Source organism: Pedobacter sp. 05L430 (genome assembly GCF_056397585.1).
Map to the genome: position 1 here is coordinate 1 of NZ_JBFTNT010000006.1, position 15,792 is coordinate 15,792.

12 protein-coding genes are annotated in these 15,792 nt (G+C 37.1%); 5 read left to right on the forward strand and 7 right to left on the reverse strand.

Features of this window, described 5'->3' with window-relative positions; translation table 11 throughout:
- Positions 1-245 precede the first annotated feature (245 nt).
- The 5 genes from cysS to mutL are packed head-to-tail and all read right to left on the reverse strand — an operon-like array spanning position 246 to position 6,342.
- The gene (gene cysS / locus AC1DG9_RS02865; RefSeq protein WP_288881978.1) at positions 246-1,706 is read right to left on the reverse strand and encodes a cysteine--tRNA ligase; all 1,461 of its coding nucleotides are present in this window, start codon (positions 1,704-1,706) and stop codon (positions 246-248) included.
- Between the two features lie 18 nt (positions 1,707-1,724).
- Positions 1,725-2,837 carry an endonuclease/exonuclease/phosphatase family protein gene (locus AC1DG9_RS02870; protein ID WP_288881976.1) on the reverse strand — a complete coding sequence of 371 codons (1,113 nt, stop codon included), beginning with the start codon at positions 2,835-2,837 and terminating at the stop codon, positions 1,725-1,727.
- 33 nt (positions 2,838-2,870) lie between these two features.
- Positions 2,871-3,731 (reverse strand): rhomboid family intramembrane serine protease, encoded by an 861-nt coding sequence (locus AC1DG9_RS02875; RefSeq protein WP_337717239.1) that lies wholly within the window; start codon positions 3,729-3,731, stop codon positions 2,871-2,873.
- On the reverse strand, positions 3,724-4,449 hold the full coding sequence (locus AC1DG9_RS02880) for a rhomboid family intramembrane serine protease (RefSeq protein ID WP_288881971.1): 726 nt from the start codon (positions 4,447-4,449) through the stop codon (positions 3,724-3,726). The genes AC1DG9_RS02875 and AC1DG9_RS02880 overlap by 8 nt, the downstream gene beginning before the upstream one ends.
- A gap of 6 nt (positions 4,450-4,455) precedes the next feature.
- A complete protein-coding gene (gene mutL / locus AC1DG9_RS02885) occupies positions 4,456-6,342 on the reverse strand; it encodes a DNA mismatch repair endonuclease MutL (protein ID WP_288881969.1) in 1,887 nt (628 codons plus the stop codon).
- Positions 6,343-6,534: 192 nt separating this feature from the next.
- Here mutL and AC1DG9_RS02890 point away from each other — a divergent pair, with 192 nt between their 5' ends.
- On the forward strand, positions 6,535-8,352 hold the full coding sequence (locus AC1DG9_RS02890; protein ID WP_477634290.1) for a serine hydrolase domain-containing protein: 1,818 nt from the start codon (positions 6,535-6,537) through the stop codon (positions 8,350-8,352).
- A gap of 124 nt (positions 8,353-8,476) precedes the next feature.
- The gene (locus AC1DG9_RS02895; RefSeq protein ID WP_477634291.1) at positions 8,477-9,043 is read left to right on the forward strand and encodes a DUF1579 domain-containing protein; all 567 of its coding nucleotides are present in this window, start codon (positions 8,477-8,479) and stop codon (positions 9,041-9,043) included.
- Positions 9,044-9,129: 86 nt separating this feature from the next.
- Here AC1DG9_RS02895 and AC1DG9_RS02900 read toward each other — a convergent pair whose 3' ends face one another.
- Positions 9,130-10,092 (reverse strand): isopenicillin N synthase family dioxygenase, encoded by a 963-nt coding sequence (locus AC1DG9_RS02900; RefSeq protein WP_172661592.1) that lies wholly within the window; start codon positions 10,090-10,092, stop codon positions 9,130-9,132.
- A 213-nt stretch (positions 10,093-10,305) separates the two neighbouring features.
- Between AC1DG9_RS02900 and msrA the strand changes: the two genes are divergently transcribed.
- Positions 10,306-10,938, forward strand: a complete 633-nt coding sequence (gene msrA / locus AC1DG9_RS02905; protein WP_448104846.1) for a peptide-methionine (S)-S-oxide reductase MsrA — start codon at positions 10,306-10,308, stop codon at positions 10,936-10,938.
- An 89-nt stretch (positions 10,939-11,027) separates the two neighbouring features.
- Here msrA and AC1DG9_RS02910 read toward each other — a convergent pair whose 3' ends face one another.
- Positions 11,028-12,011 (reverse strand): outer membrane beta-barrel protein, encoded by a 984-nt coding sequence (locus AC1DG9_RS02910; RefSeq protein ID WP_172661593.1) that lies wholly within the window; start codon positions 12,009-12,011, stop codon positions 11,028-11,030.
- 223 nt (positions 12,012-12,234) lie between these two features.
- On the opposite strand from AC1DG9_RS02910, the gene AC1DG9_RS02915 reads away from it, so the two are divergent.
- Entirely contained in the window at positions 12,235-12,867 is a 633-nt protein-coding gene (locus AC1DG9_RS02915; protein ID WP_477634292.1) for an NAD(P)H-dependent oxidoreductase, read from the forward strand.
- A gap of 198 nt (positions 12,868-13,065) precedes the next feature.
- A complete protein-coding gene (locus tag AC1DG9_RS02920) occupies positions 13,066-15,786 on the forward strand; it encodes a carboxypeptidase-like regulatory domain-containing protein (RefSeq protein WP_172661595.1) in 2,721 nt (906 codons plus the stop codon).
- Positions 15,787-15,792 lie beyond the last annotated feature (6 nt).

Sequence of the window (15,792 nt, forward strand, 5' to 3'; positions counted from 1 at the left end):
GAATATGAATATGTAGTAAATGCAGTTTTTGCACCATTTTTTGCCAGGTTCGCGGCAAAATCTTTCTCTGCTTTAACAAGTGATTTAGTGCTTCCATCTGATTTTTGAGCGTAAGCACCAATCGTCATGGATGCAACAGCAATTGTATAAAGAAATTTATTCATCATCGTTTTTAAATAGTTTCTGTGCTAAGATAAGGGTTGAGTAATTTTTTCCTTTAAAAAGTAATTAACAATTACACAAAATTAGATTTTATTCCAGGTTGTTCCATCTTTACTGTCTTTCAGTTGGATACCCATGCTTTGTAAACCCAATCGTATCTTGTCTGATGTAGCATAATCTTTATTCTCCTTAGCCCCTTTTCTTATGTCTATAACGAGATCAAGAACTGAGTTTAATTCAGTGTTTGAAGTCTCTTCGTCCTTCAATCCAAAAACATCAAAAACGAAATCATTCATGAGTTTTTTTAATTTTTCCAGCTCAACCTCAGATATGTTGCCTTTTCCATCATGAACGGTATTAATAATACGTACTGCTTCAAATAACTCCGCAATAACAACCGGACTATTAAAATCATCGTTCATTGCTTTTACACAATTGTTAAATATTGGTTCTATCTCAAAATCACTATTTGCTGAAGGAGTTAGCTTTTCCAATAAATTCACGGCATTCATCAATCTTCTGAAACCTTTTTCAGAAGCATCCAAAGCTTCATTGGAAAAATCCAAAGTACTTCTGTAATGTGCCTGAAGGATGAAAAATTTAACCGTCATTGGGCTAAACCCTCTTTCAAGTAAAGGATGGTTTCCTGTGAATAGTTCCCCAGGTAAAAATCCATTGCCGGCACTTTTAGACATACGTGTGCCATTTACAGTAAGCATATTGGTATGCATCCAGTATTTTGCGGGTTGTTTATGACTGCAAGCCTCCGATTGTGCAATTTCATTGGTATGATGAGTAGCAGCAAGGTCCATACCGCCACCATGAATATCAAATTCATCTCCTAAGTACTTTGCACTCATAGCCGAACATTCTATATGCCAGCCCGGAAAACCAACACCCCATGGTGATGCCCAGCGCATGATTGTTTCAGGCTTAGCTTTTATCCATAACGCAAAATCTAACCTTCCATGCTTTTCGTCTTGCCCACCCAATTCTCTTGTATTGGCAAGCATATCTTCCAGATTTCTGTTGGTTAATATGGTATAATTATATTCCTCACTATATTTTTCTACATCGAAATAAACTGTACCGTTTATCTCATAAGCATAGCCGTTCTTTATGATCTCCTTAATCATTTCAATCTGCTCAATAATATGACCAGTTGCAGTAGGTTCAATACTTGGAGGTAGTGTATTAAACATCCTTAATACATCATGGAAACCCAGCGTATATTTCTGAACAATCTCCATTGGTTCCAATTGTTCAAGTTTAGCTCTTTTAGCAAATTTATCATCTCCTTCATCCCTATCCCCTTCCAAATGGCCGGCATCAGTAATATTCCGTACGTAGCGTACTTTATAACCACTGTATTTCAAATATCTGAATATTAGGTCGAAAGATATAAAAGTGCGACAATTCCCTAAATGAACGTCACTATAAACAGTAGGGCCACAAACATACATTCCTACATTAGGGGCATTAAGGGGTTCAAAAAGTTCTTTCTTACGTGATAAGGTATTATAGAGCTGTAAGCCTGTATTCATTTTGCAAATGTAAAAATTTTAGGGGTTTAATCTCAAATCGCTGCGAACGGGAAAATGATCAGATAGTTTAGCATCAATAATGCGGTAATTGATCACTTTAATATCTTTAGTTGTAGCAATATAATCAATTTGAAAATTAGGGAATTTACCGTTATATGTTCTTCCAAGGCCAGTGCCTTGTTCTTTAAAAGTATTATTTAATGATTTTGTAAGTTGCGTTACTGCGTAAGATGCTGGAGTATCATTAAAATCACCTGCAATTAAGAAAGGGGTTTTACATGTTTCCATGTGATCTTTCATAATATCAACCTGGCCACTTCTCTTAACAAAAGCATTTTTAAGAAGCGTTAAAATTCGTTTCGAAGGCACAAGATCCGCATCCATCTTTTGCGTAACCTTATCTATATAACTATAATCTTGCTTATCGAATGAAATGGACTGCAGGTGCACGTTGTAAACCCTCAGTTTTTGCTTTTTAATCATTATATCAACAAAAATACTGGCATTGCCTCCAAAATTTTCGCCGAAGACAATGGTACCTTTGTCCTTTATGGGATATTTTGAAAATATAGCTAAACCAGTCGCCTCGTAATCGTTCGCAGAAGAAGGCACAAAATAATAGTATGGTGTTTTTAATATTCTTTTTAAGCTATCAGTGATATCATAAGGGCCTTTACGACGGGTAAAATACTCCTGAAAGCAAATGATGTCTGGATTTTCATTTCTTATAAGTTCCAGCATCTGTTGTTTCACCGATTCAATATTATCTAGCCCATAAGGTTTAAAGCTATGAACATTATAGGTCATCATTCTTATATGCTCGGGTTTCTCTTTGGCTTGTTCACCTGACTTGCCAAAGACCCCTATTGTTGCTGTTAAAGCTCCCCAGCCTACAAAAATCAATACAATCGTTCCAATCGCAAAGGTCCATCGCTTTCTAATACACCACCATACGATCATGAAGATATTGAAGAGCAGAATAAAAGGATATGCCAAACCAAAGAAGGGAATGTATTTATATTCACGCGGATCAAATCTACCAGCTAAAAAACCAAGCACTAAAGTAATTGCCAAAACAACAGCTGCCAGGCGAACTACTTTATCAATAAATGTTGGTTTATTTTTCTTCATTAATCTATACTTTACCCCTTCTATAAGCCCTATTTAATGTTTACTGGCTTTAAATAAAGTCTCCTTTTCTTCTTTTGTTAATTTATCATATCCCGACTTAGAAATTTTATCTAAAATCGAATCTATTTCTCGTTGATCAACCGATGACTCTTTTTTCTTAGCAGATGGTTTAGCTCCATTATTTTTAACCACTCTTAACTTAGGCTTTTTCTTAAAAAGATTACTCCAATCTGTTCCCTTCTGAAGTACTTTAATATATGTAAAACCTATAATCGCTCCTCCAATATGAGCAAAGCTACCACCTGCATTCGCAGAAGTGGTTCCTATTAAATCTAACACGATGTATGCTATTGCAAGATATTTCAATTTAACATCGCCAAATAACAATAACCTAATACTATAATCAGGTACTAGTGTAGCTGTTGCTACAATAATAGCCATAACTGCCGCTGATGAACCAATTATAACTTGTCCGGAAATCCCACTAATAAATACCGGAAAGATATTAAAAGCCAATGCGAACAATATGGCTCCTGCAAAGCCGCCCGCTAAATACACAAAGTGGAATTGACGCGGTTTCAGAAAATCTAAGAAGATTCTTCCAACCCAATACAACCACAACATATTAAATAGCAAATGGAGAAAACCTCCGTGAAAAAACTGATAGGTAAGGATGGTATAAAACCTTACAGGAAGCTTTGCTAATGAAGCAGGAAAACCAAAGTACTCTCCTATTATTGCATCGAAATTAACACCATTGCCTGAAAGAAAAAACGGAACATTTATGATCGCGACAATTACAAAAACAAACGTATTTAAACCTATATATAAATACGAAGGATTGCCAGAGTGAAATACTTTGTTCTTTAAGTCCTGAAATATACTGTTATTCATAATATCTATAGAATCTATTATTGTCCTTATCTTTCCAAAGCTTAACTAAAATAAAGCCAATTAATGCCCCACCCAAGTGAGCATAATGCGCAACTGAATCTCCTTGAACTCTTGCTACCCCCATACTTAGTTCAAAAAGAATGTATACCGGAATAATGTACTTTGCTTTTATCGGAACTGGGATAAACAGAATATACAATTCTGTATTTGGGTAGAGCACACCAAAGGCTACCAGCAGACCAAATACCGCTCCAGAAGCACCAAGCATTGGTCCATTGTATATTCCTATAAGAGTTTGAACTTGTGCTTCGGTAAGGTTTTGTAAGTGATAAAGCGCCTGACCTGGCATAGCTGTCCCTGCGATCTGATATACCTCAAATGCCTGTACAGCCCATTGAAGTGCCAATGCCCCTAGACCGGTTATCAAATAAAAATTAAGAAAACGCTTAGCTCCCCATCTTGACTCTAATACTCCTCCAAACATGTATAAAGCAAACATGTTAAAGAAAATATGCATAAAAGTCCCAGGACTATGCATAAACATATAAGTAATCGGTTGCCAGATCTTAAAAAATGGAGAATCGAAATAAAATACGGAAAGCTTTTCTACTAGTAAATAACCACCCTGACTATCTTTAAACATAAAAGTTGCAGCAAAGAAAATCACATTGATAATCAACAGGTTCTTTACAACAGGTGGTATATGGATGTTATTCATTCTTTATTATTTATCAAATTTTTTATCAAGTTCTGTTAGTCCAATTGTTTGAATAACCGGCTTTCCACTTATGCTAAAGTTAGGAGTTTTACACGCAAAAAGCTGCTCAATAAGCATATTCATTTCTGCTTGCCCTAATACTGTTCCACTTTTGATAGCACTGTTTCTTGCCATACTTCGTGCCAATGCATCTCTTTTATCCAGCTTCAATTCCTGTTGCGAATTTTTAAACCCCTCTATCAGATGTTCAAATAATTGAGTTTCATTTATATTACTGCTTCCAAGATCAACAGGAATCCCTTCAATAACTAACGTATTTTTACCAAATTCTCTTACCTCAAAACCCAAACTTTTTATGTCATCAAGTAAACTTTTTGCCAACTCATAATCATTAGGGCTTAAAGTAACCGTTTGCGGGAATAAGCTTTGCTGTGATGCCCCTTTTCTATCTTCAAGATGCAAAATAAAACGTTCATACAAAACCCTTTCGTGTGCCGACTGCTGATCTATTAGCATAAGACCAGATTTAATCTGCGATATAATATAGCGGTTATGAAGCTGCATCAGTTGCTTCTGCACAGGAACAAATTGATCATCGCCCTCATTACCAGGCAAATCAAGAGACGACTGCTGAGCAGGATTGTGATTTGCGATTTCATAAAGCGAACCCCAATTTTTTGTACTTGTCGGCATTTTACCACCTCCCGATCCATAGCTTTTAGGAAAACTTGCATAAGAAGAATCCTGACTATAGGATGAATCTCTTGCTGCCGGTTTATCTGCCGCAAAAGGGTTAAAATCAGGATTAAAGCTAATGCTCGGTGGTACTATCTCTTCGGGCGCTTTATGGGTTATCATACTGCTAAATCCGGTTTCCTGATCAAAATCTATGGTTGGACTTATGTTAAACCGCCCTAATGATCTTTTTACAGCAGAGTGCAAAATCGCATATATCGACTTCTCATCCAGGTATTTAATTTCTGTTTTTGTAGGGTGCACATTCACATCAATCTTTGAGGGATCGATATCAATAAAYAACACATACAAAGGGAAGTTATCATCCGGTAATAATTCTTCATAAGCCCTGTTCACCGCATGATTAAGGTAAGCATCCTTAATAAACCTATTATTTACAAAAAAGAATTGCTCACCACGTGTCTTTTTAGCAAACTCGGGTTTACCAATAAATCCTTTTAAGTTAATTATAGAGGTTTCCTCTTCAACAGGGATTAACCGTTCATTATAATTATTACCAAATAAATGAACTATTCTTTGTTTTAAAGCAGAAGCTGGCAGTCTATAAATTTCAACGCCGTCATGATGAAGGCTAAAAGCAATACCTGGACTTGCCATTGCTACCCGTTGAAACTCATCAATAATATGACGCATTTCTGCCGGATTACTTTTTAAGAAATTCCTTCTGGCGGGCGTATTATAGAATAGGTTTTTTATACTGATACTTGTTCCCTCAGCCGAAGCCACTGGTTCCTGCTTAATAAAGGTGGCACCTTCAATCTCAATTAAAGTCCCTATTTCATCTTCATGCTTGCGGGTTTTCATTTCAACTTGTGCAATGGCCGCAATAGATGCCATTGCTTCCCCTCTGAAGCCCATGGTCCTGATCGCAAAAAGATCTTCGGCTTTACGTACTTTTGAGGTAGCATGACGCTCAAAGCACATACGGGCATCTGTAACGCTCATCCCGCACCCGTTATCTATAACTTGTATCAATGCCTTTCCGGCATCTTTAACAATCAATTGGATTTTATTAGCTCCCGCGTCTATAGCGTTCTCTAATAGCTCTTTTACTGCCGATGCCGGGCGCTGCACCACCTCTCCTGCTGCAATTTGATTGGCAACACTATCGGGTAAAAGTTTTATTATATCTGACATTTATATTCCTTGGTAAAGGTTGCTAATTTATGCAAAATAAGCCTCATATCGGCTCTTCTTTTCAGATAATTGATGAGCATTGACCAGATATTACCATAAAATTACCATTATATTTACATCGCGATCCGCGCATCAAAAAGTTAAAAATTACGTTTGTAAGAACAAAACTACATTAAGGGAGAAAATACACCTATGAGAAAAAATAACCTGGCAGGTATCATTGCAATTAGTTTCCTCGCCCTATTTACATTCACAGCCTGTGCTCAGGACCATAAACAAAACGAACAAACACTTGCTATTTTAAATAGTATCGAGAGCAACACTACCCTCTTAAATAACTATGAAAATGTAATCCCCCTGCTAAATCTTGACAAAAAAAATATAGCATCTGTTAACCTCGGATTTGCCAGTCAAACTATATTTGACAGTCTTTTAAATAAATACGCCAAAATTACCTCACTCTCTTCTGCCAATTATCAGAATTCAGCCGCTTTAAACGACCTCGAAGATGATCTGAAATATTTCAATATCGTTATTATTTCTCTTCCGTCCGCAGCAGCTAATGACGCCCGTAACATTAATTTCATTCAAAGTTTAAGCAGTAACAAACAGGTTATTGTTTCTTTATTCGGGGATGGACGAGCCCTTTCTTCCCTTGATGCAATTAAAGCCCCAATTGTGTGGACTGATCAAAGCACACCTTTGGCAGCTGCTATTACACCTCAGGTAATTTTTGGAGGAATTGGTGTTACCAAAAAGCTTACCGCCAACTTTTCAGCCAAGTACACTGCAAACTCAGGATTCACGACCCTTCCAATCCGTTTAAAATATACACTCCCGGAAGATGCGGGTATAAATACTGATAACTTAAGAGAGATTGACAATATTGCCAGTGAAGCTATTAATGCACGGGCTACTCCGGGGCTTGTAGTATTGGTAGCTAAAGATGGGAAAGTGGTTTTCAATAAAGGTTACGGGACACACACTTATGATGACAAAAGCCCGGATAAGGTTACCGACATATTTGATCTGGCCTCTATAACCAAAATTACAGCAACTACTCCAACTGTAATGCGCCTGTTTGAAGAAAAAAAGCTTAAACTGGATACAAATATAGGAGCCTATATCCCTAAGGCCAGAACAACGCCAATGAACAACATCCAGGTAAGAGAGGTTATGCTTCATCAGGCAGGGTTCATTCCATATATTCCATTCCATGATGCCATCAAACCCACTGATCATAGTCCAGATTCTTCGGCTGCCTATCCAACAAAAGTGGCCGATGGATATTATGTAAGAAAGGATTATTTTAAAGACATAATGTGGCCTAAAATGTTAAATGCCCCAATCAGAACCAGAGGCAAATACGTATACAGTGATATTAGCATGTATGTAATGAAGGATATTGTAGAGCGCATCAGCGGAAAACCGCTAAACGAATACGTTAGCGAGAATTTCTATCAACCCCTCGGCATRCAAACAGCAGGTTTTCTACCTCGAAACAGATTCAGCAGAGAGCAAATCATCCCAACTGAGAACGACACTTATTTCAGAAAAACCTTATTAGTAGGATATGTTCATGATCAGGGGGCGGCATTAGTTGGTGGCGTGTCAGGACACGCAGGTTTATTTGCAAGTTCAAATGATATGGCTATTATGTACCAAATGCTGCTTAACAAAGGCACCTATGGAGGTCAGCAGTATTTTAAACCTGAAACAGTAGATATGTTTACTCAAAGACAATCAGCAGTTAGCAGACGTGGATTAGGATTTGATAGATGGGATCCGGATTTGACAAAGAAATACCCTTCAGAACTTGCATCCTCACAAACTTATGGACATACAGGTTACACCGGTACGTGTGTATGGGTTGATCCATCAAGAGGCCTTGTTTACATATTTCTTTCAAACAGAGTAAACCCTTCTGTAACCGATAAACTAAGCACAATGAAAATCAGAGGAAGAATTGAGGATGCAATAATTAAGGCGGTTGACAAGGGCGTAAAATAGCCAACTAACCTTCTGAATCTCAAATAAATGTATAAATCACTACACAACTTTGTACATTTAAATACCACAGCTCATATAGAGGCGTTTTTTTCGTAAATTAGGTATAACCTAAAATCATATAGTTATGAAAAAAGTATCAATTATTGCGGTTCTGCTAATGCTTATCGCAGTAGGCAGAGCCCCAGCTCAGGACGACGCCATGATGAAAGCCTGGGAGGCCTACATGACACCCGGTGATGTACATAAAATGATGGCCAAAGATGATGGCACATGGAATGCAGAGGTAAGCATGTGGATGAGCCCCGATGCCCCGCCAGCAAAAAGTACAGGCTCTTGCACAAACACCATGATCATGGGTGGACGTTATCAGCAGTCGGCCTTTAAAGGAACCATGATGGGAAAGCCTTTTGAAGGTATGGGACTTATGRGATATGATAATGCAAAAAAAACATTTGTTAGTTCCTGGGTCGATAATATGGGCACTGGAATTATGAATATGGAAGGAACATGGGATGAGGCTACAAAGTCTATTACGCTTAAAGGAAAAACTGCTGATCCAATGACAGGCAAGGACCTGGATGTTCGAGAAGTATATAAAGTAATTGACGATAAAAACCATCTGATGGAAATGTACATGACCACTGATGGCAAGGAAATGAAAACCATGGAGATTAAATTTACCAGAAAATAAGAATTTAATCCGGGTGATATTCCACAATAAGGGCCGGTTTTGCTTTGAAAGATTGCAAAACCGGCCCTTATTGTGGAATATCTAATTTATTTTTTTAATCCAATTTCTCTCAATCTTTCATCAAGATACTCCCCCGCAGTCATGTCATCATAAACCTTGGGATGCTCAGCATCTATGCAGGATTCCAGACTTGTTAAATCCATATCAGAACGAGGATGCAAAAAGAAAGGAACCGAAAACCGCGAAGTTTTCATCAGTTCTCTTGGAGGATTTACAACCCTATGTGTTGTAGAACGAAGTTTATTGTTTGTTAACCTTTGCAGCATATCTCCTACATTTACCACAATATCAGTATGGCCAGCTTTAATAGGCAGCCATTCGTCACTGCGTGTTAACACCTCCAGACCATCTGCACTTGCCCCAATCAACAAAGTGATAAGGTTTATATCTTCATGAGCACCTGCACGAACTGCATCATCCGGTAAAGCATCCGGATCCTGAATAGGAAAATAATGAATTCCTCTTAAAATTGAATTACCATTATGAACATGCTTATCAAAATAATCTATTGGAAGCCCTAGATAAGTAGCAATTGCACGCAACAAATGCTTTCCATTCCCCTCCAGACGTTGGTAGATCTCTCTTGTAACTTCATTAAATTCCGGGATCTCTTCAAGATACTCATTATCCGGATATTGACTTTTAATAGGATCACCATCCATAACCTCCTGTCCAATTTGCCAGAATTCTTTTAAGTCAGCTGTTTTAGCTCCTTTTGCTGTTTCTTTACCGGCGCTGGTATAACCACGTTGACCAGCAAGTTCAACTCTTTCATATTTTTTCTTTTGCTCAACAGAAAGATTAAACATAGATTGTATATTCTTATACAGCTTTTCGATTAATTCCTGACTTACCCCATGATTAGTGATGGTTACAAAACCAGAATCATTAAATGCCCTGCCCAATTCGTCAGAGAATTTTTTACGCTGTTCTTCATTTCCATTGATGTATGAACCAAGGTCCAGACAAGGAATATAAGGTGTTGACATAGTGATTTATTTTTATGAGTAATAACAATCTAATTTAAGAAACAATTGTTAATAAACAGTAAAGGCACATCGGCAACACATATAACATTCTGCAAGTAAATACCTTAAGTTATTCACAAGATCAAGGACAAAATAAGATTATCAGGTAATTGTAAACTTAGAATCAAATCAAATTAATTAAAAACTATGTACCTTCCTGCTACGTAATTTTACATGAAAGATGATTTTCAAAATTGTATTCGAATTATGAGAAATATATTAATTATGGCTATAATCCTTTTGTCGGCAGGCGGTGCCAATGCGCAATCTAAAGGCCTGCAAAAAGCGACATTTGGTATGGGATGCTTTTGGTGCTCAGAAGCGCTATTTCAGCGTTTAAATGGAGTTACAAATGTTAAATCAGGTTTTGAAGGGGGTAATGTTGCTAATCCATCATACGAAGATGTATGTACCGGAGCTACTGGTCATGCTGAAGTAATTGAGGTCACTTATGATCCTGCTAAAATAAAATACGATGAACTTCTTGAAGTATTTTGGAAAAGTCATGATCCAACTACCTTAAATCGGCAGGGCGCAGATGTTGGCACTCAATATCGCTCAGTTGTCTTTTATCATAATGAAGAGCAAAAAGCGCTGGCAGAAAAATATAAAAAGGAATTGAATGATACCAAAGCCTTTGGCAAGCCAGTTGTAACAGCTATCAATAAGGCATCTACATTTTATGTAGCAGATGGATATCACCAGGATTATTTTAATAAAAATGGGAATCAACCGTACTGCCGTCTTGTAATTTTACCAAAGGTGGAAAAACTCGAAAAGATATTTAAAGCAAAGCTGAAACATTAAAAAGCTTTTTCTAATAATTGAGGAGAGTGTCCAAAATGTAAGGTCGACATGACGGCAGAATGTCGACCTTACACTGGAATATAGTAATACTATATTCCAATTTTAAGTCCAACGTTTAACCCTAATCCACCAATGTTAATATACGAGCGTAAATCATCTGAAGGTTTAGTAGGATCATAATTAGGCTGTCCTTTAACATTCATTGTAGAATTAATGGTTTTATGATAGTTAACCTCTCTATCTCCTTTTGGTTGATCCTCTAGCGTCAGTTGTTTTGACCCCGCCGGAGTGTTTGTGGCATTAACAACTACAGTTGCTGTTCCATCGTAACTTCTAAGTTCTTTATCTTTACCGCCAACCGAAATATTACGATACTCTATTTCTGAGAATAAACTTATATTATTTCCAATCTTATAATCAAATCCTAAAGCGCTTTGAAATCCTATTGTTGGTTTCGGATTGATGTGCTCTTCTCTTGCCAGAACAAGAGTTGTACGAGTACCCGGAGGAGACACCGTTCCTTGAGAAGCTGCAATCTGACCAGTCTGATCATTAACTGAAGTATTGATTTGTAAATATCCTCCAACAGGAATGATCACCCCAATTTTACTATATGGCTGGAATTTCCCTGTATTCGGAATTCGGAAAACTAATGCTGGTGTTACGTCAAATGCTTTTACTTTACCCACAGCATGCAGACTTAACACATTTGTTCCGTTATTTATTACCGTTTGCCTCAGCATATCCTGCTCTTCACTCTTAAAATAATTAACTCCCACTTCCAGACCAATAATTTTATTAAACTGATAACCGCCAACCAGACCTGCCCTAAAACCTTGTCCAAAAGACCCTGTCAATGCTGTTTCTGAGGTTGTTGTCGTTGCACTTGCACCAGTTCCGGTAACGGTTGTTGTTTTGTCTCTTGCTAATTGCCCGTTTATTGCTGGAAACTCAACAGGAGTAACTTTCATAAAGTAACTACCCGTCGGTTTAATGTAAAAGCCTTTTTCTTGTGCTAATGAAGACAGAGAGGCAGTGGCTAGTAATACTGCTGATAGAAGTAACTTTTTCATAGTAGATTAAATTTGGTATATGCATTCACTTTTATCTATGCATGCATAGTAATTAACGTATGAAACCAGAAAAAAGTTTGTTATCATTTTAAAGTCATAAGCTTCAGTATTTTTTTTTGTTTTGACTAACGTAACTACATTTGCTAACACTGTTATTTTTAAAGCTCATGTTAGAGTTAAAAATAAGTGCTAAACGATAAAAAAATAAACTAAGATTTTCAATATGAGCTCAATAGAAGCCTTAAACTGGCGATATGCCACAAAAAAAATGAATGGTGAAAAAGTTTCACAAGATAAAGTTGATCAGATTCTTACAGCCGCACATTTAGCTCCAACATCGTCAGGCTTACAACCATTTAAAATTATTGTAGTTASCAACCCTGAACTAAAAGAAAAAATTAAGGCCGTAGCTTACGGACAATCTCAGATTACTGATTGTTCTCACTTATTAATCTTTGCTGCCTGGGACAATTACACCGAAGAACGTATCAAAGCGGTTTTTAACCATACCAATAATGAGCGCGGATTACCTGAGTCAGCAACTGCTGACTATGTAAATAAACTGATAGGTATCTATACCTCAAGAACCGAAGAAGAAAACTTTAACCATGCAGCCAAACAATCATACATTGGCTTTGGAGTTGCTTTAACCGAAGCTGCTTTTCTAAAAGTTGACGCTACTCCAATGGAAGGCTTTGACCCTGCAGAACTTGATGAATTATTAGGTTTAAGAGAACGGGGATTACGTAGTACGACCTTACTTCCATTAGGATATAGAGATGCCGGTGGCGATTGGTTAGTAAACCTTAAAAAGGTTCGTACCCCCTTACAAGATTTTGTAATTGAATTCAAATAACATAGTTAAGTTGCGGAATTAGATTCAGCGTAACAAAAAAATTAAGGAGATCCTGAAACCATATTCAGGGTCTTTTTTTTGTCTTAATACCCAGTATTAAATAGCAATGATATGTCAAAATATGTTAAAGATGCACTGTAACTAACCTATTCAATTCATAAATGAATATATTAGCATGATTAACAGCATACCATTTTGATGAGATTCGTAAAATTTGTAATTGCCCTAATATTATTTTCAACTGCACTGCAGCTTTCTTCATATGCACAGCAAGACAGTATTGTTTTAGATAACATCATGAATAAATCTAAAAAACTTGCGGAAGAACGTCCGACAGAAAGGGTTTATGTTCATTTTGATAAACCTTATTATAGCGTAGCTGATACCATATGGTTTAAAACGTATTTAACAATGGAACAAAATCTTCCTTCCATACTAAGTAAAATCGTTTATGTTGATGTAATAAACAGTAGGGATTCTTTAGTTCAAACCATAAAACTACCCGTTGTAAAAGGAGTGGCCGCTGGGAATATACCTCTCACCCCTGGTACTTATAAACAAGGAAACTATTATATAAAAGCATATACTTTATGGATGCTAAACTTTGGAGAAGACTTTTTCTTTAGCAAAACCATCCCTGTAGGTGAGGCAATTGATAAACAATTGATTACTCATTTTAGCTATAAAACTACTCAGACGGATAAAAACCAAAACATTGAAGCAATAGTCCAATTCAAAAACAGTGAGAACATTGCTCAGGCAAATAAAACAGTAAACTGGAAGGTAACTTCTAATTTTGATGTGGTTAGTAAAGGCAAAGGCACAACCGACCAGAATGGGATTTTAAGGATAAAGATTGATTCCCGTAAAGAACCTATTACAAGTGGCGAACTTATAACCGACATGACTTTAAGCGAAACGAATATAGTTACTTCGAACTTTAAGCTTAAACCAGCTAAAAGTGACAACGATGTTCAATTTTTCCCGGAAGGTGGAGATTTAATTAACGGCGTAGCCACAAGAATTGCTTTTAAGGCCATCAACGGATCTGGACTTGGTGTTGAATTAAAGGGTACAATTACCGACAATGGAGGCAATACGCTTACCAACTTTACTTCAAGCCATTTAGGTATGGGCTCCTTTTATCTGAATCCAGAGAATAATAAAGTCTATACAGCAAATGTTACGTTTAAAGACGGTACCACCAAGAGCATTGAATTGCCAAAGCCAGTTGCTTCGGGCATTACACTTCAGGTAAGCAATACAGATCCATTAGCTTTAGGCATCAAAATATTTGCCAACGAAACATATTTTGAAGCGAACAAAGGAAAAATGGTATTTATTGTAGGATCCAATGGTGGAATTGTTTACTACGCAGCAAAAACCAAGTTAAATAGCCTGGTTACAAATGCCAAAATTCCGAAAGACAAATTCCCGGCAGGCATTACTCAAATTACGCTTTTCTCTGAAGCAGGTGATCCAGTTAGTGAGAGATTAGCATTCAATTATCCAAAAAGTACCATAAGCGTATCCTTAAAAACTGATTTAGCAGCCTATAAACCCAGACAAAAGGTAAAAATGACCGTAACAGCAAAGAACGGCGCAGTACCTATTGAAGGAAATTATTCTATTTCTGTTACCGATGACCAAAAAGTTCCTGTTAATGAAGATAATGAAATAACTATTTTAAGCTCACTGTTATTAACCTCTGATTTAAAAGGCTACATTGAAAAACCAAACTATTATTTCAATAAGCCGGATGAGAAAAAGATAAGTGATCTGGATGTACTTATGCTTACGCAAGGTTATCGCCGTTTTAATTTTAAAGATATCATGACCGCGCCGTTCCCACCGCTTACCTTATTGCCTGAACAGGATATGAGAATCACAGGTACATTAAGAGATCGTACGGGTATGCCTGTTAGAAAAGGTGCATTAAGACTAACTGTCACAGGAAGTAAATATTCTGCAGAGGCATTAACCAATAACACAGGTGTATTTGCGTTCCCTAACCTTAACATCCCAGATTCATCAGAAGTAGTAATAAATGCAAAATATAACGCCAATGGCTCAAGCTTAATGATATTGCTTGATGGACAAATGGCCCCTCCTGTTTCCAAAAACCCTAAACAGATTGATGAGGTTGTTAATATAGACAGCGCGTTAGCGCCCTATTTAAATAACAGTAAAAAGCAGTATAGCTACCTCCGCACACTTAAAGAGGTAAAAATTGAGGGTGCTAAGGCCAAAAGGCCAAGCCATGCAGATTATCCATCTTTATCCGGGTTGAGCAATATTACAGGAACAACAATAGATGGTGATCGTTTTCAAGGATGTAACACATTCGCACTATGTTTGCAAACACAGGCAATGGGCCTAACATTTTTTGAGAACAATTTCTATGTAACCAGAGATTATAATCAAGGTAACAAAACACCGGTTCAAATTTTTATTAATGGTACACCTAGCGATTATTTTGCGTTAACTGCTGTTCAATCTTCTGAAGTTGAGTCTGTAGAGATATTTCCAAGGGATGAATTAGGAACAGTAAACAGACTTTATGGCACCAATGGAGTATTAGTCGTGAATATGAAAAAAGCTCCTAAAGGCACAAAAATGAGTTTAGCTGAATTTAAAAAACTTATGCCCGAAGCTAACCTGTTAAAGTTTAGCCCTAAAGGATTTAGTACACAAAGAGAATTCTATTCACCTAAATATGTAAATGCAGCCAGCACCTATAATTTTAATGATTTGCGCAGTACAATTTACTGGAACCCTAAAGTAGTTACAGATACAACAGGGGTATTATCGCTAGATTATTATAATGGTGATGGAAACGGAACCTATAGAGCTGTAATTGAAGGGGTAGACAAAGATGGAAATATATCCCGCTCCGTCTACCGCTATACGGTTAAGTAATTAGGA

What these genes read in the sequence shown, in the direction of transcription:
- cysS (WP_288881978.1), bottom strand. Translation starts at nt 1,706, where the DNA reads ATGAATACAGGCTTACAGCTCTATAATACCTTATCACGTAAGAAAGAA.
- AC1DG9_RS02875 (WP_337717239.1), bottom strand. Translation starts at nt 3,731, where the DNA reads ATGAATAACAGTATATTTCAGGACTTAAAGAACAAAGTATTTCACTCT.
- AC1DG9_RS02920 (WP_172661595.1), top strand. Translation starts at nt 13,066, where the DNA reads ATGAGATTCGTAAAATTTGTAATTGCCCTAATATTATTTTCAACTGCA.
- msrA (WP_448104846.1), top strand. Translation starts at nt 10,306, where the DNA reads ATGAAAGATGATTTTCAAAATTGTATTCGAATTATGAGAAATATATTA.
- AC1DG9_RS02910 (WP_172661593.1), bottom strand. Translation starts at nt 12,011, where the DNA reads ATGAAAAAGTTACTTCTATCAGCAGTATTACTAGCCACTGCCTCTCTG.
- AC1DG9_RS02880 (WP_288881971.1), bottom strand. Translation starts at nt 4,449, where the DNA reads ATGAATAACATCCATATACCACCTGTTGTAAAGAACCTGTTGATTATC.
- AC1DG9_RS02900 (WP_172661592.1), bottom strand. Translation starts at nt 10,092, where the DNA reads ATGTCAACACCTTATATTCCTTGTCTGGACCTTGGTTCATACATCAAT.
- AC1DG9_RS02870 (WP_288881976.1), bottom strand. Translation starts at nt 2,837, where the DNA reads ATGAAGAAAAATAAACCAACATTTATTGATAAAGTAGTTCGCCTGGCA.